16 protein-coding genes and 1 pseudogene are annotated in these 20,192 nt (G+C 34.4%); 1 reads left to right on the top strand and 16 read right to left on the bottom strand.

Translation table 11 applies throughout. The features are described 5' to 3' along the window. Positions 1-66: 66 nt before the first annotated feature. The 15 genes and pseudogenes from I589_RS15400 to I589_RS15330 form a co-directional block, all read right to left on the bottom strand. Entirely contained in the window at positions 67-876 is an 810-nt protein-coding gene (locus I589_RS15400) for an ABC transporter permease (protein ID WP_010767229.1), read from the bottom strand. Between the two features lie 249 nt (positions 877-1,125). Then, positions 1,126-2,172, bottom strand: a pseudogene (gene tagH / locus I589_RS15395) (teichoic acids export ABC transporter ATP-binding subunit TagH); the annotation flags it as partial. A 98-nt stretch (positions 2,173-2,270) separates the two neighbouring features. Beyond that, on the bottom strand, positions 2,271-3,686 hold the full coding sequence (locus I589_RS15390; protein ID WP_010767227.1) for a flippase: 1,416 nt from the start codon (positions 3,684-3,686) through the stop codon (positions 2,271-2,273). A 15-nt stretch (positions 3,687-3,701) separates the two neighbouring features. Further along, positions 3,702-4,814 carry a UDP-galactopyranose mutase gene (gene glf, locus I589_RS15385; protein WP_034685442.1) on the bottom strand — a complete coding sequence of 371 codons (1,113 nt, stop codon included), beginning with the start codon at positions 4,812-4,814 and terminating at the stop codon, positions 3,702-3,704. A 165-nt stretch (positions 4,815-4,979) separates the two neighbouring features. After that, positions 4,980-5,921 carry an LCP family glycopolymer transferase gene (locus I589_RS15380; protein ID WP_010767225.1) on the bottom strand — a complete coding sequence of 314 codons (942 nt, stop codon included), beginning with the start codon at positions 5,919-5,921 and terminating at the stop codon, positions 4,980-4,982. A gap of 29 nt (positions 5,922-5,950) precedes the next feature. After that, positions 5,951-6,349 carry a glycerol-3-phosphate cytidylyltransferase gene (gene tagD, locus I589_RS15375; protein WP_010767224.1) on the bottom strand — a complete coding sequence of 133 codons (399 nt, stop codon included), beginning with the start codon at positions 6,347-6,349 and terminating at the stop codon, positions 5,951-5,953. Between the two features lie 120 nt (positions 6,350-6,469). Beyond that, the gene (locus I589_RS15370; protein ID WP_010767223.1) at positions 6,470-7,522 is read right to left on the bottom strand and encodes a glycosyltransferase; all 1,053 of its coding nucleotides are present in this window, start codon (positions 7,520-7,522) and stop codon (positions 6,470-6,472) included. A gap of 13 nt (positions 7,523-7,535) precedes the next feature. After that, positions 7,536-8,597, bottom strand: a complete 1,062-nt coding sequence (locus I589_RS15365) for a glycosyltransferase family 2 protein (protein ID WP_010767222.1) — start codon at positions 8,595-8,597, stop codon at positions 7,536-7,538. Positions 8,598-8,600: 3 nt separating this feature from the next. Continuing rightward, complete coding sequence (locus I589_RS15360) at positions 8,601-9,659, bottom strand: glycosyltransferase (protein ID WP_010767221.1); 1,059 nt, start codon at positions 9,657-9,659, stop codon at positions 8,601-8,603. 16 nt (positions 9,660-9,675) lie between these two features. Continuing rightward, complete coding sequence (locus I589_RS15355; protein WP_010767220.1) at positions 9,676-10,905, bottom strand: hypothetical protein; 1,230 nt, start codon at positions 10,903-10,905, stop codon at positions 9,676-9,678. A 4-nt stretch (positions 10,906-10,909) separates the two neighbouring features. Continuing rightward, positions 10,910-11,689: a DUF4422 domain-containing protein gene (locus I589_RS15350; RefSeq protein WP_010767219.1), complete on the bottom strand. Its 780-nt coding sequence runs from the start codon at positions 11,687-11,689 to the stop codon at positions 10,910-10,912. Further along, the gene (locus I589_RS15345; protein WP_010767218.1) at positions 11,690-12,367 is read right to left on the bottom strand and encodes a sugar transferase; all 678 of its coding nucleotides are present in this window, start codon (positions 12,365-12,367) and stop codon (positions 11,690-11,692) included. It abuts the gene before it with no gap. A gap of 130 nt (positions 12,368-12,497) precedes the next feature. Beyond that, the gene (gene cspD / locus I589_RS15340) at positions 12,498-12,698 is read right to left on the bottom strand and encodes a cold-shock protein CspD (protein WP_010767217.1); all 201 of its coding nucleotides are present in this window, start codon (positions 12,696-12,698) and stop codon (positions 12,498-12,500) included. Between the two features lie 96 nt (positions 12,699-12,794). After that, positions 12,795-13,757, bottom strand: a complete 963-nt coding sequence (gene dapF / locus I589_RS15335) for a diaminopimelate epimerase (protein WP_010767216.1) — start codon at positions 13,755-13,757, stop codon at positions 12,795-12,797. A gap of 117 nt (positions 13,758-13,874) precedes the next feature. Beyond that, positions 13,875-14,825 carry a glycosyltransferase family 2 protein gene (locus tag I589_RS15330; protein ID WP_010767215.1) on the bottom strand — a complete coding sequence of 317 codons (951 nt, stop codon included), beginning with the start codon at positions 14,823-14,825 and terminating at the stop codon, positions 13,875-13,877. Between the two features lie 659 nt (positions 14,826-15,484). Between I589_RS15330 and I589_RS15325 the strand changes: the two genes are divergently transcribed. Then, positions 15,485-16,702, top strand: coding sequence for an IS110 family RNA-guided transposase (locus I589_RS15325; RefSeq protein WP_010767214.1), 1,218 nt, complete (start codon positions 15,485-15,487; stop codon positions 16,700-16,702). Between the two features lie 463 nt (positions 16,703-17,165). Here I589_RS15325 and I589_RS17960 read toward each other — a convergent pair whose 3' ends face one another. Beyond that, positions 17,166-20,027, bottom strand: coding sequence for a GW dipeptide domain-containing protein (locus I589_RS17960; RefSeq protein WP_016250111.1), 2,862 nt, complete (start codon positions 20,025-20,027; stop codon positions 17,166-17,168). Positions 20,028-20,192 lie beyond the last annotated feature (165 nt).

The following is a 20,192-nucleotide window of genomic DNA, read 5'->3' as shown; positions in this document are numbered from 1 at the left end:
TGATGACAATCTGAAAGAGACTGGAAAGTCCATCAGCTTTGATGGACTTTCCAGTCTCTTTACCGTTTAAATATAATCGACAAATCTTGCTCTAAACTTCATGTGTAAATGGCTACCTAATATTAAAAGAATTAACACCATACACCAGAATATTAACCCGTATGTTCCTTTTTCCCAGAACCAGCCTCGTGATAAAAATGTATCTCGAAATCCTTCGATGATATAATAAAAAGGATTTAGTTTTAGTACATTTACCAGTTTATCTGGTAAGTTTCTGTTGTTAATATCCCAAATTGGACCAGAAACATAGAAAAGCAACCGCAAAACTGACTGCAAAAAGATATGATAATCACGTATCAAGACCGTGATTGTGGCATTTAATAGACCAAATGCAAACATAAATACAATCATACAAAAAAAGTAATAGATATACTGTATCCAATATATGGACGGAGTAACACCCGATACAAACAAAGTAACTAATAAAATTCCAATCATTGGAAAATAAGAGGACAGATTACTTACAATATTTATTGTAGGAAGAACACTTACTGGAAATTTCATTTTTGCAACCATTCCTACTTGTCGATGAATACTGTTAGAAGCACCTAATACTGAAGTATTCATGTAAAACCATGCAATAATCCCCGTAAGCATCCATACAAAGAAAGGAACACCGCTTATCTCCCGGCTTCCATTAACACCAACACCAAAAACCAAATAATAGATACCAACTTGAATCGCGGGATTCAATATTTGCCATGCAAGTCCCAGATAATGACTTTGATAGGTGGCTTTATCTTCATATCTCGACATCCGAAAAATCATTCCGATGTGTAAGAATTGTTCTTTTATTACTGCGACTATTTCTTTCACGTTGTTTCTCCTTTGCTCTCTAAACTACTTATTGAGAGGAATCTTAATAACCTTGTCTTCAGTTAGCACTGTATCCTCAGATAGTTTATTTAATTTTGCTAGCTTTTCTAGCGAAACATCATGTTTTTGAGCAATATCTACAAGCGACTCACCTTTACTTGCTTTATACTTGCTTCCTACATGAATTACTTGAGCGGCAAGTTTCTGTTTCGCTAATCTTTCTCTAGCTGCCTCTCCTCCGTTACCTGCTTGTTTAAAAGTAGTGACAGGATTTACTAACGCATAAGTGAGCGATCTGCCACTAAAACTAACCACGGTTAAGAAGAATAAGCTAATAACAGAAAGGACTAAAATAATACTAGTCACTAAACTCATCTTTTCACCCAAAGGAGTTCGTTTAAGATTTGATTGAATCTCACTATCTGATAAGTCTTGCTTTTCTAATTCACCATCAGAAAGACAACTATTAGAAAGCTGTTCAAGTGTAAACTCTTTCTGCGCGTCTTTTTTTTCTTCTTGATACTCTTTCTGATCTTTTTTTGAAAGTTTCTTAAACCGCTCGATAAAAGCTCGGTATTCTTTCATCACAATATCCGTCGGTCCATACATACGTAAATCACCATAATGCATCCACATGGTTTTATCGCACAACTTTTCCACCTGTCCCAAGGCATGACTAACAAAGAAGATTGTTTTCCCTTGTTCTTTAAATTCCATAATTTTATCGACACATTTTTGATAAAATGTATCATCACCAACGGATAATGCTTCATCAATAATTAGAATATCAGGATTATTATGAACAGCAATTGCAAAACCTAATCGAGACTTCATCCCACTTGAATAGCTTTTAACTGGCTGATTGATAAAGTCTCCCAAATCAGCAAAAGAAACAATTTCTTCCATTTTTGCATCAATTTCTTTATTAGTCATTCCGGACATTAGTGCCTTTAATCGAATGTTTTCAATTCCAGTCAGTTGTACCTTTAATCCAGCACCAATTGCAATAATAGATGTTTCGCCGTTGACCTCCATTGTACCTGAAGTTGGAGGAATAATTCCACTTATCACATTAGATAATGTTGATTTCCCCGAACCGTTGATTCCAATAATACCAACAGATTCTCCAGCATGAACTTCGAAACTGACACCTTTTAACGCCCAAAAATTTGGAATATCTTTTCGGTAAAATTTAAACAAAGCTTTTATTTTATCTGCTTTTTTCTTATATAAGTCATATTCTTTTGTTACTAAAGTACTTCTAACTTTTACTTGTTTATTTTCCACTGTGTTCATCCTATCTCTTGTTTTTCTAGACATTCGTCTGGATTTTGAGACAACATATATAATAGCATAAAAAGATATGAGAAAAAAGTCTATCTCATGACTTTAAACTATCGTTTAATAAATTTATACAAAACAGTTAAACTTGTAGGTTTTAATAAAAAAATAACGAAAGTATATATCAAAATACCGATAACAACTTCAATGAACAAATACATCATGCTAAACTGCCAAGTCACATTTAGATAATAAACTGCTACAAACATCAAAATTCCTGCAACCAAATATTTCCAAATATTTAAAAACATTTTTTTTATTGGAATAAATTTTTTCACTGAATAGAACTGAACAATACATACTAATGCCTCAGAAATAACAGTAGCAATACATGCACCTACCGCTCCCCATAAAGGAATCATAAGTATGTTTAACAGCAAATTAACCACCGCGCCTACTGTCACTGAATAGGTAAAATATTTCATCTTGTGTGTAGGCATAAGATATTGTTGTCCGGTAACATTACTCCAGCCTATCAATAGTATAACAGGCGAAAGGACCATTACCAATGTTTCAATCCCCAAGAAATTTTGACCAAAAAACCAGGGAGCAAACTTTGGTGAAATAGCCATTAAGCCAAACATCATCGGAGTAGCAATCAAGCTTACCATATCAAAAGATGTGTACAAATATTCATTTACTTTTTCATTGTTTCCTTTAGCAAATGTATGAGCTACTCGAGGAAGCATGACTGTTCCAGTTGCTGTAACAACCGCCAAGATTACTTTTACAAGTTTATCTGCATTGTCAAAATATCCGGCTGAGGTAACTGATACAAGTGCCCCTAGCATCGTTTTATTTAATACCAGATAAATCTGAATAGCTATTTGAGGTATAAATAGACTAAGAGATGGACGCAGATGTTTCCATATTTGTAATTTGCGTAAATGAATTCGACGAACTGTTTTTCTCAGGTAAGGCCACAGGGTAAGATTTCCGATAAAAATTGATCCTGATGTAATCAATATATACATGCCCAAATCATTCGATGTCTTTACTAAACTAAAAATAAGTACGACAGAAGCGATTTTAACGAGCATATTTCTTAAAACTGGTTTTTGAAAATCTTCAATCCCCATGAACAACCACGATATATCAAGCCCTGCGGCTAAGATTAGAATAGATTGATATAAAAAGTAATGTTGATATTTATTCGTAAATAAAAGAAACAGCAAGAAAGCAAGGTAAGCCAAGGTAACCGTTATTACTTTCAAAACGGTTATTTCCCAAAATACTTTACTCATTTCTTTTTTGTTATCTCTCACATAAGCAATTGACCGATTCCCATATAAATTGACACCTATACTGCCAAATAGAATAAAATATTGAATAATTGAATTCGTATAGGCGTTCACACCTACTCCATGAGCCCCAATTACACGTGCTATATAAGGGACGGTAATTAGTGGTAAAATCATCACAAGGACTTGATAGCCCACATTGTAAAGATAATTTTTGATGATTTTCACAGGGCAGCCGCCTCCTTAATCCTTCAATTCTTTTTTGACAGCATGCAACGCTGCTTTAATTACTTGATGCATATCAAAATACTTGTACAAACCAAGGCGTCCACCAAAAATCACATTTTCCTGTGCTTGAGCTAATTTATAATATTTCCGATATAACTCAGAATTTTTTTGATCGTTTACAGGATAATAGGGCTCATCCCCTTGTTTCCATTCTTTTGAATACTCTCTTGTAATCACTGTTTTTTCCTGTGTACCAAACTCAAAATGCTTGTGCTCAATAATTCGTGTATAAGGAGTCTCTCCATCCGTATAGTTGACAACTGCATTTCCTTGAAAATTTTCTTGATTCAATGCCTCTGTTTCAAATCGAAGAGAGCGATACTCAAGTACGCCATGTTCATAATCAAAGTATTGATCAATCATTCCTGTATAAACAATTTTTTTAGCTACCGTTTCATAATTAGCACGATTCTCAAAGAAGTCTACATTTAATTCAACTTCTATATTGGGGTGTTCAAGCATCTTTTCAACGATTTGGGTGTATCCGCCAATGGGAATTCCCTGATAAATATCATTGAAATAATTATTGTCATAGGTAAAACGCACGGGTAGTCGTTTAATGATAAATGATGGAAGCTCAGTACAAGCTCTTCCCCATTGTTTTTCAGTATAGGATTTAATCAGCTTTTCATAGATGTCTGTTCCTACAAGTGAAATTGCTTGTTCTTCAAGGTTTTCAGGCTGTTTTCCCTTCAATACAGATCGTTGTTCCTCAATTTTCTGTTTCGCTTCATCAGGAGTAATTACGCCCCATAATTTATTAAATGTATTCATGTTGAAAGGCAAATTGTAAATTTCACCGTGATAGTTTGCAATGGGTGAATTCGTATATCTGTTAAATTCTGCAAATTGCTGAACATACTCCCAAACAGACTTATCACTTGTATGGAAGATATGGGCTCCATACTGATGAACTTGTATCCCTTCAGTTTCTTTTGTATAGATATTTCCTGCAATATGATTTCTTTTCTCAATTACTTTTACTTTTTTTCCTTTTTTTGCCGCTTCATGTGCAAATACAGCACCGTATAAGCCTGAGCCAACAACTAAATAATCAAACATATTCATCCACTCCATTTCTTGTCAAAAAAAAGAACCTAAGGCACTATTTTTTTAAATACTGTTATTCTTGTGTTCTTTAAAATCAATACTAGGGCTGAGATTACACTGAACCAGTTTATCCCAACCCTAAATCGTATCATTTATCTATTTGTAAGTACTCAACAACTCAAACTACTTTTCTAGTTGTTCTTTTAACAGCGTTTGGACACGTAATAGTTCATCTGGTGCAATTCCTTGATAACTAATTTGGTATTCACCAGTGACTCCGTCCCCATCAAAACCTTCACCTTGTAGTTGGTCCGTCTTCATTGTCGTTAACGCCGGTGTATATTTTTTTAGAAGAGTCATAATTGTATCCCAAGAAAGGTCAGTTTTTGCATTATTCCCTAAAACTTCTAACAGATTTTTGTAATTGGAAATATTATCAATAGATGCCAACTCGTGAAAGAGCGCTTCTAACACTATTCGTTGACGCTTTTGACGACCGTAATCTCCTTCAGGATCATCATATCTCATACGAGAATATTTCACAGCTTGCCAGCCTTCTAGATGAATTTTTCCTAGTGGGAAATTCGCACCTTCATATTCAAAAGCAAGATGGTTATCAATATCTACTCCACCAACTTCATCGATCAAGTCAGTCATCCCATCCATATTGACAAGAGCGTAGTGATCAATAGGAATATCAAGTAAATTTTCTACACTGGACATTGCCATGGCTACGCCGCCATAAGCATACGCATGATTTAGTTTATCAGACGTTCCGTTTCCAACAAGCTCTGTATAAGTATCTCGTGGAATACTTACTAAGGTAGTTTGTTTCTTCTGTGGATTAATTGTTGCGACCATAATCGAATCTGAGCGACCTTCTGTCTGGCTCCCTCTAACTTCATCTGTATCAATCCCTAGAAGCAATACAGAAAATGGTTCAGAATTTGAGTAATCCAGTGCTTCTTTACGTAAACTTGGTGTACCTCGTTCAATTGGTTCATACGCACTGTCTGCAACCTTTTTTGCATCGTTATAGAACACCGCCCCTACGGCAACGGCTCCAATTAAAACGACTAAGATAAACATTAAGAATCCAATAATTGTTTTTTGCCAGACTTTCATAAAATGAAGTCACTCCTTCTTATAGAAAATTAATTCAACTTCAAATCTTTCTTGATTTGAGTCGTTGATATTTCAGGAGTTCTAGCTAAATAAACAACTTCTGCTTCAGTCTCATCTTGAATGAAATCAAATTTACCAGCCCAGTCGTCTCCCATAACAAATGTATCAATATGATATTCCTTTACATCAGTAATTTTTTGTTCCCAATTATTTTCAGGAATAACTAAATCTACATAACGAATTGCCTCTAATAACTGTTTTCTTTTTTCATATGAGAAATAACATTTTTTTTGTTTTTCATCCCAATTAAATTCATCTGTTGAAAGAGCAACCACCAAGTAGTCCCCTTGTTCTTTTGCCCGTCTTAATAAATTAATATGTCCATAATGCAATAAGTCAAATGTTCCATAGGTTATTACACGCTTCATATGTTTCCCTCTTCTATTCTTATTTTAATCACTTACAAACCATACCAAAAGAAAACATATTTTTCAATCATCTATAGAATTTCTGATACAACCACAAGACTTTTTTAAACCTTCTGTAATCTAAGAAATAATTTTGTAAAGAAATTGTGCGAAAACTGTAAAATATGTCTCTGGATAAAATCGATTAATTGATTGTTTTACTTCCTCACTGGAAAACGTTTTTTCTCCAATAATACTTAATGACTGACATAATTCCTCTGTTTTATGCATCTTGTAAAGCAAACCATTCGCTTCTGTAATAATATCTTCTGGACCAGTAGGACAATTTGAAGAGATACATGGCACTCCATATGAAATTGACTCTAAAAGAACCATGGGAAATCCTTCAAACTGAGAAGTTAATACTAAAGCAGTTGCCGATTGTATCTGGTTCCACGGGTTGACTACCCAACCTAAAAATGCCACTTTATCAGCAATACCAAGCTTTGAAGCTAAACTCTCCAGTTCTTGTCGCTCCTCACCATCTCCATAGATATCTAGGCTCCACTCTCCATCAAGCTGTGCTAATCCATACAAAAGCTCAGACACATTCTTCTGACCTTCCATCATTAATCGTCCAATATAGATATATTTTTTTCCTTGATTTGGTGGAGAAATCGTTCTCTCTTGGTGCTCAATCGGGTTAAACAATAAAAAAATCTGTTCATCTGGAATATCCAAAGATTGTAATTGCTTCTTTATGCCACTGCTAATAGCTAAATGATACTCTGCTAAATGTAAAAACTTAGAATTAATAGCTTTTTCATCAAAAATTGAAAAATGAATCCAAGATACTAGTTTAAAAGATTTTTTATATCGATTTTTGAAAAAATGTGCCACACGAAGCATAGTTGTATTTAGACAGATTATAATGTCAGCATCTGTTCGTTTAAAGTACTTTGATAGATAAAGAACACCAGAGGCATATTGAACCAGTTTATTGGAAGAGGTATTTTTATTTTCTTCATAATTTTGAAATGTCCCTAACCACGTCAAAGAATCCATTCCTTGAGACAAAACAAGGTGAAATGTAATATCCTCTCTTTTTTCAAAAAAATCAACGACTTTTTTTATAACCGTTTCTGTTCCGCCTTTTCCAGAATAACGAGGGATTAATAGGTCTACCTTAATCATTTTTTCTTCTCCTTTACAATGAAGCACGCACTTTCCTTAACACATAAATCGCATTTAAAAAGAAAAACTGTTTATTTTTTATGCAGTAAAACAAGACTTTTTTCCATAAAGGTCCATTAAATCTTGGCACCGTTGTAAAGTACGGTAAAAGTTCCTCTGTCTCACGAAAGTTTAGAAACGCTTGTTTTCGTTCTTTATATGTCTCTGGGTTATTTTGATTACAGTAATATAGGTTAACTAATTCCTTAGTTAAATCAAAACAATAGATAGAGTACGACTCGTTGAAAGCTTGCTTATCATTCACCAACTCTTCATATTTCAATAAGCGGTGTAACAAATTTAAAAACATATCTGGTAGCTCCGGAGCATACTTTTTCGATAAAGAGTCATTGTTATTTGTTCTGTAAAGATAGACCATTGACGCCTCACAAGAAACTCTCGGCTGACAGCTATAGACTTGTACGGCAAAAAGTGCATCTTCTCTTTTAGTGATATCCTTAGGAAATTCAATTGCATGGTTCACCAGAAATTCACGTCTGATGAGCTTTCCCCACGGCATCCCAAGATAATAACCTGAATAGCTTCCCTTTGTCTCAGGAGTTCTTAGAACGGCTAATAACAAGGATTCTGGGTTCAACAGCTGGCCATTGTCTGACTTGACAATTTTGGAAAGTGGCACTGGAGAAATCTGTTGTGTTTGATTGTCTAACTCACTATAGCTGAAAATAATCATATCCGTCTTCTTATTGTCTTTTACAGCATTCAAAAAATATTTTTCTGAATCTTGAGTAAGTAAATCATCCGGATCTAAAAAGAAAACCCACTCTGAGTGGGCATGACGTAGGCCTGTGTTCCGCGCTGCAGAAACACCTTGGTTTTCTTGATAATAGTAATGAAATCGAACATCAGAAACATACTCATCAGCTATTTTCTTAATCGTACTACTTGAACCATCATCAACCAGCACAATTTCAATCGGGATGGTTGAATACTGCTCTAGCCTATTTAAGCATTGGCGAAGGAGTGTCTCTTCCGTATTATAGATTGGTAAAATAAAACTGATAATTGGCTTCATCACTTACTTCTCCTCCAATTTTCCTTCAACAACCGACATCGCTGAATTTAGGAAATACCCATTCGTCACTTTTTCCTTCATAACCGCTACATTTTTTATTAATTCCTCTTTGTTCTGAGACGTTATCTTCGTTTCAATTTCATACAAGTTCGAGATTGAGAAGCCAATCCCTTCATTTTCCACAAATTCACTAAGAGCAGATTCTTTCCAGACAATCACTGGAATCCCTACTGCCAAGTAAAGGGATGCTTTATGAGAATTATTATAGCGTAAATACTCACCAAAATTCCCTTCACACATACCAATTGATGATCCATCCCAAACTAATCCATAGCTACCCTTGATAGCCTCTAAAAGATCATCAGGCGCAAATGAACCATGATAATGGACAGATTCTTGTGGCAATTCAGAATAGTTAGGCCCATAAAGTTCAAAGACAAGTTCCTTTGAAAGCTGCTTTAACTGTCTCAAATAGCCAGATTTTTCTTCATTTAAATTTCCTGCAATCACAATTCCTTTTGATTCATCATACGCAGTTATAACTTCAGGTGTCAAATAATCAAACAGCTCTAAGGAAACAATCGTTTCCTCAGGGAATTTCTCTTCAATTAGATACTCTTTCATTTTTGAATTATGGCAGATAATTGCATCACATTTTCTTAACAACTTCAAATCGGCCAATTCATCATTTTTCTGGTTTTCTCCATGTAGCTTTCTTAATGAGTCCAAGTCATGAATTAGTGCCACAAGTTTTACCTTTTTTATTTTTTTCAATGGATTTATCATCCAATTAAAATAAACAAACCCAGTCATAGGATGCTGCATAACAACCATTGATTTACCTGGAAGTAAAAAGAATAAGCGAAAGGCATTTACTAATGAAGTAACGTGACGCTGTATTTTTTCAAATAAATTCTCCTTACGATCTTCTCGTGGCTCATAATTTCCCACAATAATCGGCCGATAGCCACGTTGTTTTAGTAACTCATCTACATCATCCCGTGCCTTACTACCTGCATGTGGATTTTTACCATTCTCTGTTTTAATAAATACTTTTTCCAATTTCTATTCCTCAAATCTATAGTGAACGACTTGTTGATTGCCACCAATTTGTATTTTCATCTACTCTATCTCTTGAAAAGAGTTTCCCGATAAATAAAGGAAATGGGCTAAACCACAAATCCAACAGCTGCGGATCAAACAAGCTATGAACAACGACAAAAAGAAACACCAATCCGCCTATTACATAAGATGATTTCATAAATTTATAGACAAGCATCGTCAATGAAGCAACGATCATTACATAAAAAAGAAGTCCCTTAGTCACTAAAATATTTAAAAATGAACTATCAATAAAATTATAGTCTAGTTTTCGATTTTTAGATAGATTCTTATTGACGTTGTCTACAAACTCTATTTTTTGGCCAAAGGCAGTGAAGCCAAAGCTGTCGATACCTTTGTGTCCTAGAGCTAGTCGATTAGACAACAAATGGTTTAACGAAACAAACCATTTTACTTTTGCATTATAAAAAATTGAAAGAACGAGCATTAACGTTGTAATTGCTGGTGTAGCGATTGTAAAAAGAATAGTCATCAGTTTTCCAGTAAAAAAAGGTTGCCATTTTCGAACAATCATCGATAAAACGATAAATAGTAAAATAAGAGCAATTGGATTTTTCGTGTCCGTCACTTGATACCAAAAAACAGATCCCGCTACAACAAACAGAATATCCCACCATCTAAACGTCATTCCTTTGACAAAAAATATCATTAGAGAGATATAATAAAAACTTTGTGCTGGAAAACTTGTCCAAGAGTACCCTAAAGAATATCTAAATACGTTTCCCGACCTAAAAGAAACTCGTTCTGGGAGAACCCCTGTTAAGGAACCTAAAATACAGGCACCCATCACCACTAACTGTAAACCTATAAACCATTTCACTACTACTCGCAGGTCTTGGTTTCTTGCAGAAAAAATTAGAAAGCAAGTGTCGACTATAACTGTATTTTTACTTACGAATGCAATGAGCACACTCAGTAACATAAAAAGAACACCAATAAAAAAACGACCTTCTTTTTTTAAATTAAATTGACTATATTCTTTTTGCTTAATGTAAACAGAAAGCTCATATAAACCCTTTATTCCCAACAGAGAGAAACATAATAACCGTATAGCTAAAAATCCGTGATTGGGTAAATGGTCTTTAAACATCGTAATTGTCTGTAGCTCTAAATAGAGCGCCCATGAAAATAAAGCAATAAAAAAAAGAATCTGATTTATTGGATATTTTTTCGTTGTCTTTTCCATTTGTCTACCCCACTTCTTTTTTTGAATGGAAAAATTTCCTCTTCAAAAAATTACTTCCCTTTTTCATCCAATTTTGTGGCTCCATAAACAGGACTGGTAACTCTTTGTACGTTTTTTTATTTGTATTTACCCAGACATCTAAAAGGCGTTCACTGATAAACCCATAAACACGGGCTTCATAATCAGAATATGAAGAAATATCAATTCGCTTTTCTAACTCAAATAAAATATCAAACAGCCAACTGCAATACGCATCAAAATCTTCACGTTTCATGATAAACATATTAAACATGTGTGCCTTTGAACTTTTCATTGCAGAATCAAACGCAGGTATATATAGAGGGAACCTTTCTTGGATGATTTTTCTTGTTTCATCCAAATCTGCGCCATTATGTGCATGCGCATAATGTGAATAAGAGCTTTCAATATAGTAATTTCTTGGATTAGGTAAAATCATATCTACCTCTTGAAGATAGTCCAAAATATCTTTTTCAGAGAGAATATTCTCCCTTTTTTCTGTAATGTTTTTCCCTTTTTTCTTTCTAACAAAATATCTGCGATAATGAACTAATCCAATAACGTCAGCATCTAAATTTTTCCATGCCCAATACATTGCTGTCAGTTCATTAAACTGCGGATTTTTCTGAGAAATGTTGTCTCCTTCATTGTCTCCAGTGTAACCTAAATCTGGATGTAGACTTCTACCAACCTGTATGGGCAGATAGTTGTCATTATCCGGCATCCAATATTTTTTATGTGCTGCAACTAAAATCTTCGTATTCACTTAATGGGCTCCTTCTTTTTTTAAGACGACAATAAATGTCTGAATTAAAATTTTACAATCGTTTCTCAAGCTAAGATCCTTTAAATAGGAAAGCTCTAAATCTGTTCGCTCTGGATAAGGAACATCACTTCTTCCAGAAACAGTCCATACTCCAGTTACTCCAGGTTTGACTGATAAAAACAACTCTACTTTCTCACCATACTCTGACAACTCTTCTTGAATAACAGGTCTTGGACCTACAAGGGACATATCCCCCTTAAGAACATTCCAAAATTGAGGAAGCTCATCGATACTTGTTTTTCGAATAAAAGAGCCTAATCTCGTTACTCGAGGATCTTTCCCTTCATCCAGCTTATATCCACAGTTTACATATTCTTTATATAATTCGTCATTTTGTTTCAGTACGTCTTCTGCATTTACAACCATTGATCGAAACTTATAGATGTCAAATTTTTTTCCATCTTTTCCAATCCTTGTTTGGCTAAAAATCAATGGTCCTTTATTTTTTTTGCTAAAAAAATAAATCATCCAGAGGATTACAGCAGCTAAAAAAAACAAAAGCATTCCCAAAAAGCCGCCTATAATGTCAAATGCTCTCTTAAAAAAAAGAAAGAAAGGACTAGGTTGTAAATAGTTTATCAACTCATTTGTATATTCTTTTTTTTCTTCTCTCAACACAAGTCACTCATTTCATAAAGTTTCAAATTTTCCTTGTTTTCACTTTACACAGTATAACGATGAATTGCGCTTCAAGCAAGTATTTTTGATACAAAAAAACAGGCGCTAAGCACCTGTTAAAAAATAACGATTATAATTTAGTAACTTCCGCAGCTTGTGGTCCGCGATTTCCTTCAACAATTGAGAACTCCACTTCTTGACCTTCTTCAAGTGATTTGAATCCATCTCCTTGAATAGCTGAGAAATGAACGAATATATCATCGCCACCATCAACTGTAATAAACCCAAACCCTTTTTCATTATTGAACCATTTTACTTTCCCTTGTTCCATGTTTGTCTAGCCTCCAAAGATTTTTAACGAATAAATTCATCGCCAACGCTATTATACCTAAGAGTGAAAACGCTAGCAATAGATTTTTTCAAATTATTAATGTATGGTACTTAAAAATTGTTCATACGCCTTTTGTTCACGGGTTTCTTTAATGTGCAGCTTAGTAAAATCGTGCTGAAGAAACAATTCCAGTTCGCCTTCAATTTCATGAGAGACCGTTGCATTACCGATTAACTCCATCCAATAGGTTCCTTCCTCTTCATGAACTACTGTTTTTACTAATCCACCAACATTTCGGACAGTGATTACTTCGTAAAATTGCCCACCATAAAGTAAATCATACATTAAGCTACTCGCACACATTGCAGTCCCGCAAGCGCTAGTAAAGCCTACTCCTCGTTCAAACGTTCGAACAAATAACTCATTTTTCGCCACTATCTCTACGAAACTCACATTTACACCATCAGGAAACAACTCATTTTTTTCATTTACCAATCGTGAAATACGTTCAAATTCAGAACTCATCAATAACTCGTGATCCACAAATGCAATGAGATGAGGATTAGGAACAGCAACTGCAGAAAATCGAATTTTAGAAGAAAGCGCTGGAAGAAACTGATTAATGATTGGTTCCTTTTGGTTCAATGGAATCGTCTGCGGATCAAAGCTTACAGGGGAGATTTCCACTTGATACGTTTCAACCCCTTCAGCTAACACAGCTGTCTTTCTCACTTTTAAATCAGCGAACATTGTTTCAACCTTAAAGGTTTCTTCTTGTGTTTTTTCAGATAAGTAGCGTGCTACCGTTCTTAACCCATTTCCGCACATACTCGCTTCACTACCATCACTATTAATCACGCGCATTTTTCCTATTGCTGTATTTTGCTCAGATTCTTCAACTAACAAAAGACCATCCGCTCCACCAAGCAGCCCTGTCTCTCTAGAACAAATACTTTTTCTAAGCCCTTCAATCTCACTAGAAGAAAGCTTAGTAGCATCCTCCATTTGATCAATTAAGAAAAAATCATTTTCTGATCCATGTACTTTTTGAATAATCATATGATCACCTATACTTCCCAAAATATTTTTACTAGCCAATATTAAGTGGGAGCCATAATAATTGAGAATTACAAAACAAACTAATAATACATTCCGTTAACTTCACTCGCTTATTCTTTACTTATCTCTAATATTTTTTTCTATTATAAACCTTGGTCTTCTTTTAACTTCAGTGTAAATTTTCCCAATATATTCACCAACAATAGATAAGCTAATCATCTGAATACCACCCAATAACCATATGCTGCCCACAATTGAAGACCATCCACTTATTGTATTTCCAGAAATGTTTCGCCCAAAAATATATGCCATATAGATAATACCTATTATCAAAATAAAAATACCTAGATTTCTAATAAATTTAATTGGTGCAATCGAAAATGATGTAATTCCTTCAAAAGCAAAGCTCAACATTTTTTTTAGCGGATACTTGGATTCGCCAGCAGCACGTTCTTTTCTAGCATAGAAAACTTTAGCTGAAGGATAGCCAACTAATGGAACCATCCCTCTCAAAAAAAGATTTTCTTCTTTGAATTCTAGCAAAGTTTGCGTTGCTCGTTTACTTAATAAACGAAAATCTGCATGGTTAGGTACCATATTAATACCCAACTTTTTCATTACACTATAGAATCCTTCTGCTGTTTTTCGTTTGAAAGCTGTGTCTGAGTCTCTGTTCCCTCTCACACCATATACTACATCATTACCATCATGATATGCATCAATCATTTGTTCAATAGAATTAATATCATCTTGTAAATCTGCATCAATTGTAACAATAGCATCTGAATAAGGTTCAGCACTTGTCAAACCAGCGACTAGTGCATTTTGATGTCCAAAGTTTCGACTAAATTTAATACCAGTATAATGTTTATCTTCATTAGAGAGTTGCTCAATAATCTCCCATGTATTATCTTTACTTCCATCATCAACAAACATAATTTGACTCTCATTACTAATTTTTTCTGCCTCTATCATTTTTAATAAGAATATCAACAATTCTTTACTGGATATAGGTAATACCTCTTCCTCGTTGTAGCAAGGAACGACTATTGTTAACATTGTGTCCATTTTTCCACCTCAAAAACTATAAATTATACATTCGTCTAAGAATACCACGTATTTAATTTATCTTCAAATTAACTAATTAAAATTTTTATATTATAAATTTCTAATTCGTAGATAGATTTTTACACTCTATAACTACTAGCAACAAGGGATAATTTATAAATGGCTATACTATTTATAAGGTAAACATAACTATAGAATTTTAAGTATGACAAGATGGAACTCTTTAAGAATACAAACAATTACAAATGAATGTTTGGACAAAAAATTTAAAAAAACTAGATTTAGTCATTACTGATATAGTAACCCAATCAGAAAGACAGAGAATACGAGAAATACTTTTAAGTCTATATGTTCATTTGATAAATTAGTCAATTAACAGTGGAAATTTTGATAGTGATTTTTTCCCATATCAATTTATTCAAAATCATGCTGACTCGCCACAAAGGTGTCACTTTTACAGCATAACAACAAAAACATACTAAGATTAGTGGGTAGGATATTCGACGGAATATCTTACCCACTATTTTCTATTTATAGCGTATAGTGAGGGTGAAAGGAAGTTCGAACAAGACCTCAAGGACTACGAGTCCGTGTAAAGGAAAGTAGAATCGGAAGGAATCAGTGAAGGTCTTTGAATAAAAAAGAAAAGAGGAAAAATAATGACGTTTATCTTAGCTTTTGATGTCTCAAAAGGGGAAAGTTACAAAGTGCTTTACCAAGACGAATATTGTCTTTCAGAAGGGAAAATTACGCATACTCAACAAGAATTTCATCTGTTATTGGAAGAAATTCGGTCGTTACCTGATACACCTGAAATTGTTTTTGAAGCGACAAGAGTCTACTCTCGTCCGTTAGAAAAATTTTGTCAGGACAATCACCTATTCTATAGTCTGTTAAATCCTTTAGAAGCAAAAAAGCAGTTGGAGGAAGGCTCTTTGCGTAGTTGGAAAACCGATCAAGCCGATGCCCATCAATTAGCTCAGACTCATTGGAAAAATCAGCGACCTATCAAACAACTCCAACAATCACACTACCTGGATTTACGGGATCTTTCCCGCTTCTATCAAGAAATAGAGGAAAAAATCAAACGCATTCGCATGGACTTACACAATGCCTTACAACTGACTTTTCCAGAAGTAGAACAGTTCTTTTCCAGTCGTGTAACCCTTTATGCTTTGTCCCTTATTGAACTATTCCCTCATCCCGCCTTTGTTCTTTCTTCCAGTCGAACGAAAATCAAAAATCGCTTAATGAAAGCAACTCGAAAAAAGATCTCGGAAAATAGAGCATGGCAAAAAGCGGATCAACTTTTGGCCTACGCTTCCTGTGCATATCCTGCCGTTGACTCTGACAGTATTCAGTGTCAAAAAGTTCGATACTACGCCTATCTGCTTCAAGACCTACTTGAACAAAAGGACCAGTTGGCACAACAGATGATTGAACGTGCGCAGCCTTTTGAAGCGTTTCAATTATATCAGTCAATCCCAGGAATTGGGGAATTGACCGCTGTGCTTTTACTTGGCGAATTAGGTGATATTCAACGATTCTCTACTTCAAATAAGCTAAATGCTTTTGTTGGGATTGATATTCGACGCTTTCAATCTGGAAAGTATGTTGGAAAAGACCACATCAACAAGAGAGGGAATCCAAAGGCACGGAAAATTCTTTACTTCACCATCCGAAACATGATTCGACAGCAGCGAGCTGCTCCTAATCACTTAGTAGATTATTACTATAATCTAAAAAAGCAACCTGCTCCTAAGAAAGAGAAGGTTGCCACAGTTGCTTGTATCAACAAGCTTCTGAAGTGCATGTATTCCATGGTCAGGAATCATACAAGGTACGCTTATGCGTATACAGCCTCTAACGACCAATAAGGACAAGTCCTTATGAGCAAATTATACCACAAACCAGATAAAAATTTCAGGTAGACATCTGGTTTATTTGGTGTGTGCTTTGATGGTTATTCTTGCCCTAATTAAAACGTAAGAAGATCGTTAGATTTTCTTCTTGACTAATCGTAGGAAAGAGGCCGAGTAGAAATGCTCGGCTCCGAGAAATAAGAAAGAGTTGCTTCTGTTATCAACCTTTATTAAAGCTTTAAGAGGGTGGGGTATAACTTAATTAGTTATGTCCCACCCTCTTGCTCAGTTTAGCTCGCACTCCCTAGTTAACAAAAGTTAAAATTTCATATACACAATCATTAATCATAGTTCCAGATTCTCGAGAATTAAAATAAGCAAATTAATTTTTTTAAATTTATCTATTTCCAACTATTATGAAATAGATAAAATTCTCCAATAACTTCTCTAAACTTGAATATATAGTAAACAATAATTATTAGTCTACTGTAGACTCCATTACTTCTTCTGAATCAATGATAGAGTCAGAAGAAGTTTGTTCCATTATATTTTCAATATTATCTGACGACTCTACTATTCCATCTTTATTAGATGGTTCAGATGTTTCACTAGTATTAATAATTGATTCTTCAGTTTCACTTTGTGAGCTATCAATCGTATCACTTTCATTTTCATCAGAAATATCAATTGTAGCTTTCTTAACAACTTTTTTGAATGAAACCTCATCTAACCAAAATGTTTTTCCATCTAGTGTAACTCGCCAATAACCAGAGCGTGTTGTTCTTACAATTTTGTCTACTGTTCCTTGCTGACCTACATATTGCGATCCTTTTCCATAACCTATAATATTTGATTCTGTATTATACGGCGCACTCCAAGCTCCTTGATTTTTAGCTGAATCTACTATCTCTACACTATAATTGACATCTATCTCTTCTATGATAGGTTCATAAAATGCCTGCGCATCTAACCAGCCAATCAATTTTCCATTCACAGTAAATTCATAATAGGTACTTCCCGTATTTAGTGTTACTATTCGCGACACTTGAACTGTTTTTCCGGCATACGTTCCACCGTGTCCTAAATATTTTCCATCTAATGTTGTATTCCATGGTGCAGTCCAGATTCCTTGTTTGGCTGATTCACTGTTGGGTTTCACTACAACAGTATAATTCACTTGTTCAGATTTTTGTATTGTATACAAAGCTGGAGTAAATGCTTTTTGATCAATCCATATATTTTTTCCGTCTATGTTAGTTTGAAGATAGGTTGATCTTGAAGTTTTAACTACTTTTGAAATACTTACAGTTCTTCCTATATATTGTTGACCTTTTCCGTAACCTTTAATTCCAGATTTTGTATTGTAAGGCGCACTCCAAACACCTTGATTTGTGGCATTATTTGTTATAGTTGCACGATAACTTGTTGCATACTCTTCTATAATTGGCTCATAGAAAGCCTGCGCATCTAACCAGCCAATCAATTTTCCATTCACAGTAAATTCATAATAGGTACTTCCCGTATTTAGTGTTACTATTCGCGACACTTGAACTGTTTTTCCGGCATACGTTCCACCGTGTCCTAAATATTTTCCATCTAATGTTGTATTCCATGGTGCAGTCCAGATTCCTTGTTTGGCTGATTCACTGTTGGGTTTCACTACAACAGTATAATTCACTTGTTCAGATTTTTGTATTGTATACAAAGCTGGAGTAAATGCTTTTTGATCAATCCATATATTTTTTCCGTCTATGTTAGTTTGAAGATAGGTTGATCTTGAAGTTTTAACTACTTTTGAAATACTTACAGTTCTTCCTATATATTGTTGACCTTTTCCGTAACCTTTAATTCCAGATTTTGTATTGTAAGGCGCACTCCAAACACCTTGATTTGTGGCATTATTTGTTATAGTTGCACGATAACTTGTTGCATACTCTTCTATAATTGGCTCATAGAAAGCCTGCGTATCTAACCAGCCGATCAATTTTCCATTCACAGTAAATTCATAATAGGTACTTCCCGTATTTAATGTTACTATTCGCGACACTTGAACTGTTTTTCCGGCATACGTTCCACCGTGTCCTAAATATTTTCCATCTAATGTTGTATTCCATGGTGCAGTCCAGATTCCTTGTTTGGCTGATTCACTATTGGGTTTCACTACAACAGTATAATTCACCTGTTCAGATTTTTGTACTGTATACAAAGTAGGAGTAAATGCAGCCATATCCATCCAATAATTTGTCCCATCAACTGTAAATTTCCAATAAGTAGAGCGGCTCGTTTTTACAGTTGCACTGATTGTTACATTCTTATTAGCAAATTTACTGCCTTTTCCCAAGGAACGGATACCTTCATGTGTATTATATACATCGTCCCACAACCCATGCTTTTCAGATATCAAAGACTCCTTAATTTTTGCCTTGAAACTAGTTTTTACTTCTTTTTCAATTGAATCATACGTTTTATTCGTAAATCGCCCCAGATAGTCCATATTAATATCAAAATTCCCACCTATTGGCGTAGTTACTCCGGAAAATGTTAAATCTGACGCCCATTGCCACGCAGCATAATCAGAATGTAGTAAATTATTTTTATTCGGCGTATATGGATATTGAGCAACCCATATATTTGACTTACCTAAAACAGATGGGTTTAGTTTGGGATTTCCCCCGGTAATCCAAGAAGCCATTGAGTAATGAACTACATTTGAATAACCATGAGATTTCAATGTATTGGCAAAAATAATGGAATTATTCGTTACATGCCCACTCACCATACTCGAATCCTCAGCATCATTTACAAGAGTTACATTTTTTAATAGACCTGTATTTGAAATTGCATTTACAAAATAATTTGCTTCTTTTTTTGCTCCAGCTTCAGTGGAAAATTTACTATAATGATAAGCAGATACTGTTAATCCAGCAGTTTGAGCATTCTTGATTTGTATAAATCTTTGCGGATTAACATAATAATCTCCTTCACTTAATTTTACAACAACACCTTTTACACCATAAGACTTCATTTTCTTATATTGATCGACAGTTAGAGCGCCATTCCAAGAAGAAACATCGATAAAATCTTTATTTGGTAATGTTGCATCGCTTGCATTTAATGATTTTCCAAGAGAAAAGGTAGATAGAACTTGATTATTACTCATACTACTACCCATAACTGAATTTTTTTGTTCAAGAGTTTGTTCTATTACATCCTCTTTAATAATTGATTGTATATCATAGTCCTGTATTTCCTCAGCTATTACCTTCTCACTCATACCAATAAGACCAACTAATGTTAGACTTAAACAGACTATTTGTTTAATTATTTTTCTTTTTTTCATTTCTTTCTCCTATTCAAAATATGTAAAGACTAATAAACTTGATTTTACCATAAATAAAAGTCATATGAAATTTTAATTTTCAAAAAATCATTAATTAAAAATGCCAGCATATTTATGGGAAAATAGTTATAAAAGTAAGATAGGCTTGAGAAACTAAATATCTAT

It is taken from the genome of Enterococcus phoeniculicola ATCC BAA-412 (assembly GCF_000407505.1).
GTDB classification, from domain to species: Bacteria; Bacillota; Bacilli; order Lactobacillales; family Enterococcaceae; genus Enterococcus_K; species Enterococcus_K phoeniculicola.
Note: the sequence above shows the minus strand (reverse complement) of the source record. Positions and strands in the feature narration are given on the sequence as shown.

What these genes read in the sequence shown, in the direction of transcription:
- glf (WP_034685442.1), bottom strand. Translation starts at nt 4,814, where the DNA reads ATGAATATGTTTGATTATTTAGTTGTTGGCTCAGGCTTATACGGTGCT.
- I589_RS15380 (WP_010767225.1), bottom strand. Translation starts at nt 5,921, where the DNA reads ATGAAAGTCTGGCAAAAAACAATTATTGGATTCTTAATGTTTATCTTA.
- tagD (WP_010767224.1), bottom strand. Translation starts at nt 6,349, where the DNA reads ATGAAGCGTGTAATAACCTATGGAACATTTGACTTATTGCATTATGGA.
- I589_RS15370 (WP_010767223.1), bottom strand. Translation starts at nt 7,522, where the DNA reads ATGATTAAGGTAGACCTATTAATCCCTCGTTATTCTGGAAAAGGCGGA.
- I589_RS15365 (WP_010767222.1), bottom strand. Translation starts at nt 8,597, where the DNA reads ATGAAGCCAATTATCAGTTTTATTTTACCAATCTATAATACGGAAGAG.
- I589_RS15355 (WP_010767220.1), bottom strand. Translation starts at nt 10,905, where the DNA reads ATGGAAAAGACAACGAAAAAATATCCAATAAATCAGATTCTTTTTTTT.
- cspD (WP_010767217.1), bottom strand. Translation starts at nt 12,698, where the DNA reads ATGGAACAAGGGAAAGTAAAATGGTTCAATAATGAAAAAGGGTTTGGG.
- dapF (WP_010767216.1), bottom strand. Translation starts at nt 13,757, where the DNA reads ATGATTATTCAAAAAGTACATGGATCAGAAAATGATTTTTTCTTAATT.
- I589_RS15330 (WP_010767215.1), bottom strand. Translation starts at nt 14,825, where the DNA reads ATGGACACAATGTTAACAATAGTCGTTCCTTGCTACAACGAGGAAGAG.
- I589_RS15325 (WP_010767214.1), top strand. Translation starts at nt 15,485, where the DNA reads ATGACGTTTATCTTAGCTTTTGATGTCTCAAAAGGGGAAAGTTACAAA.
- I589_RS17960 (WP_016250111.1), bottom strand. Translation starts at nt 20,027, where the DNA reads ATGAAAAAAAGAAAAATAATTAAACAAATAGTCTGTTTAAGTCTAACA.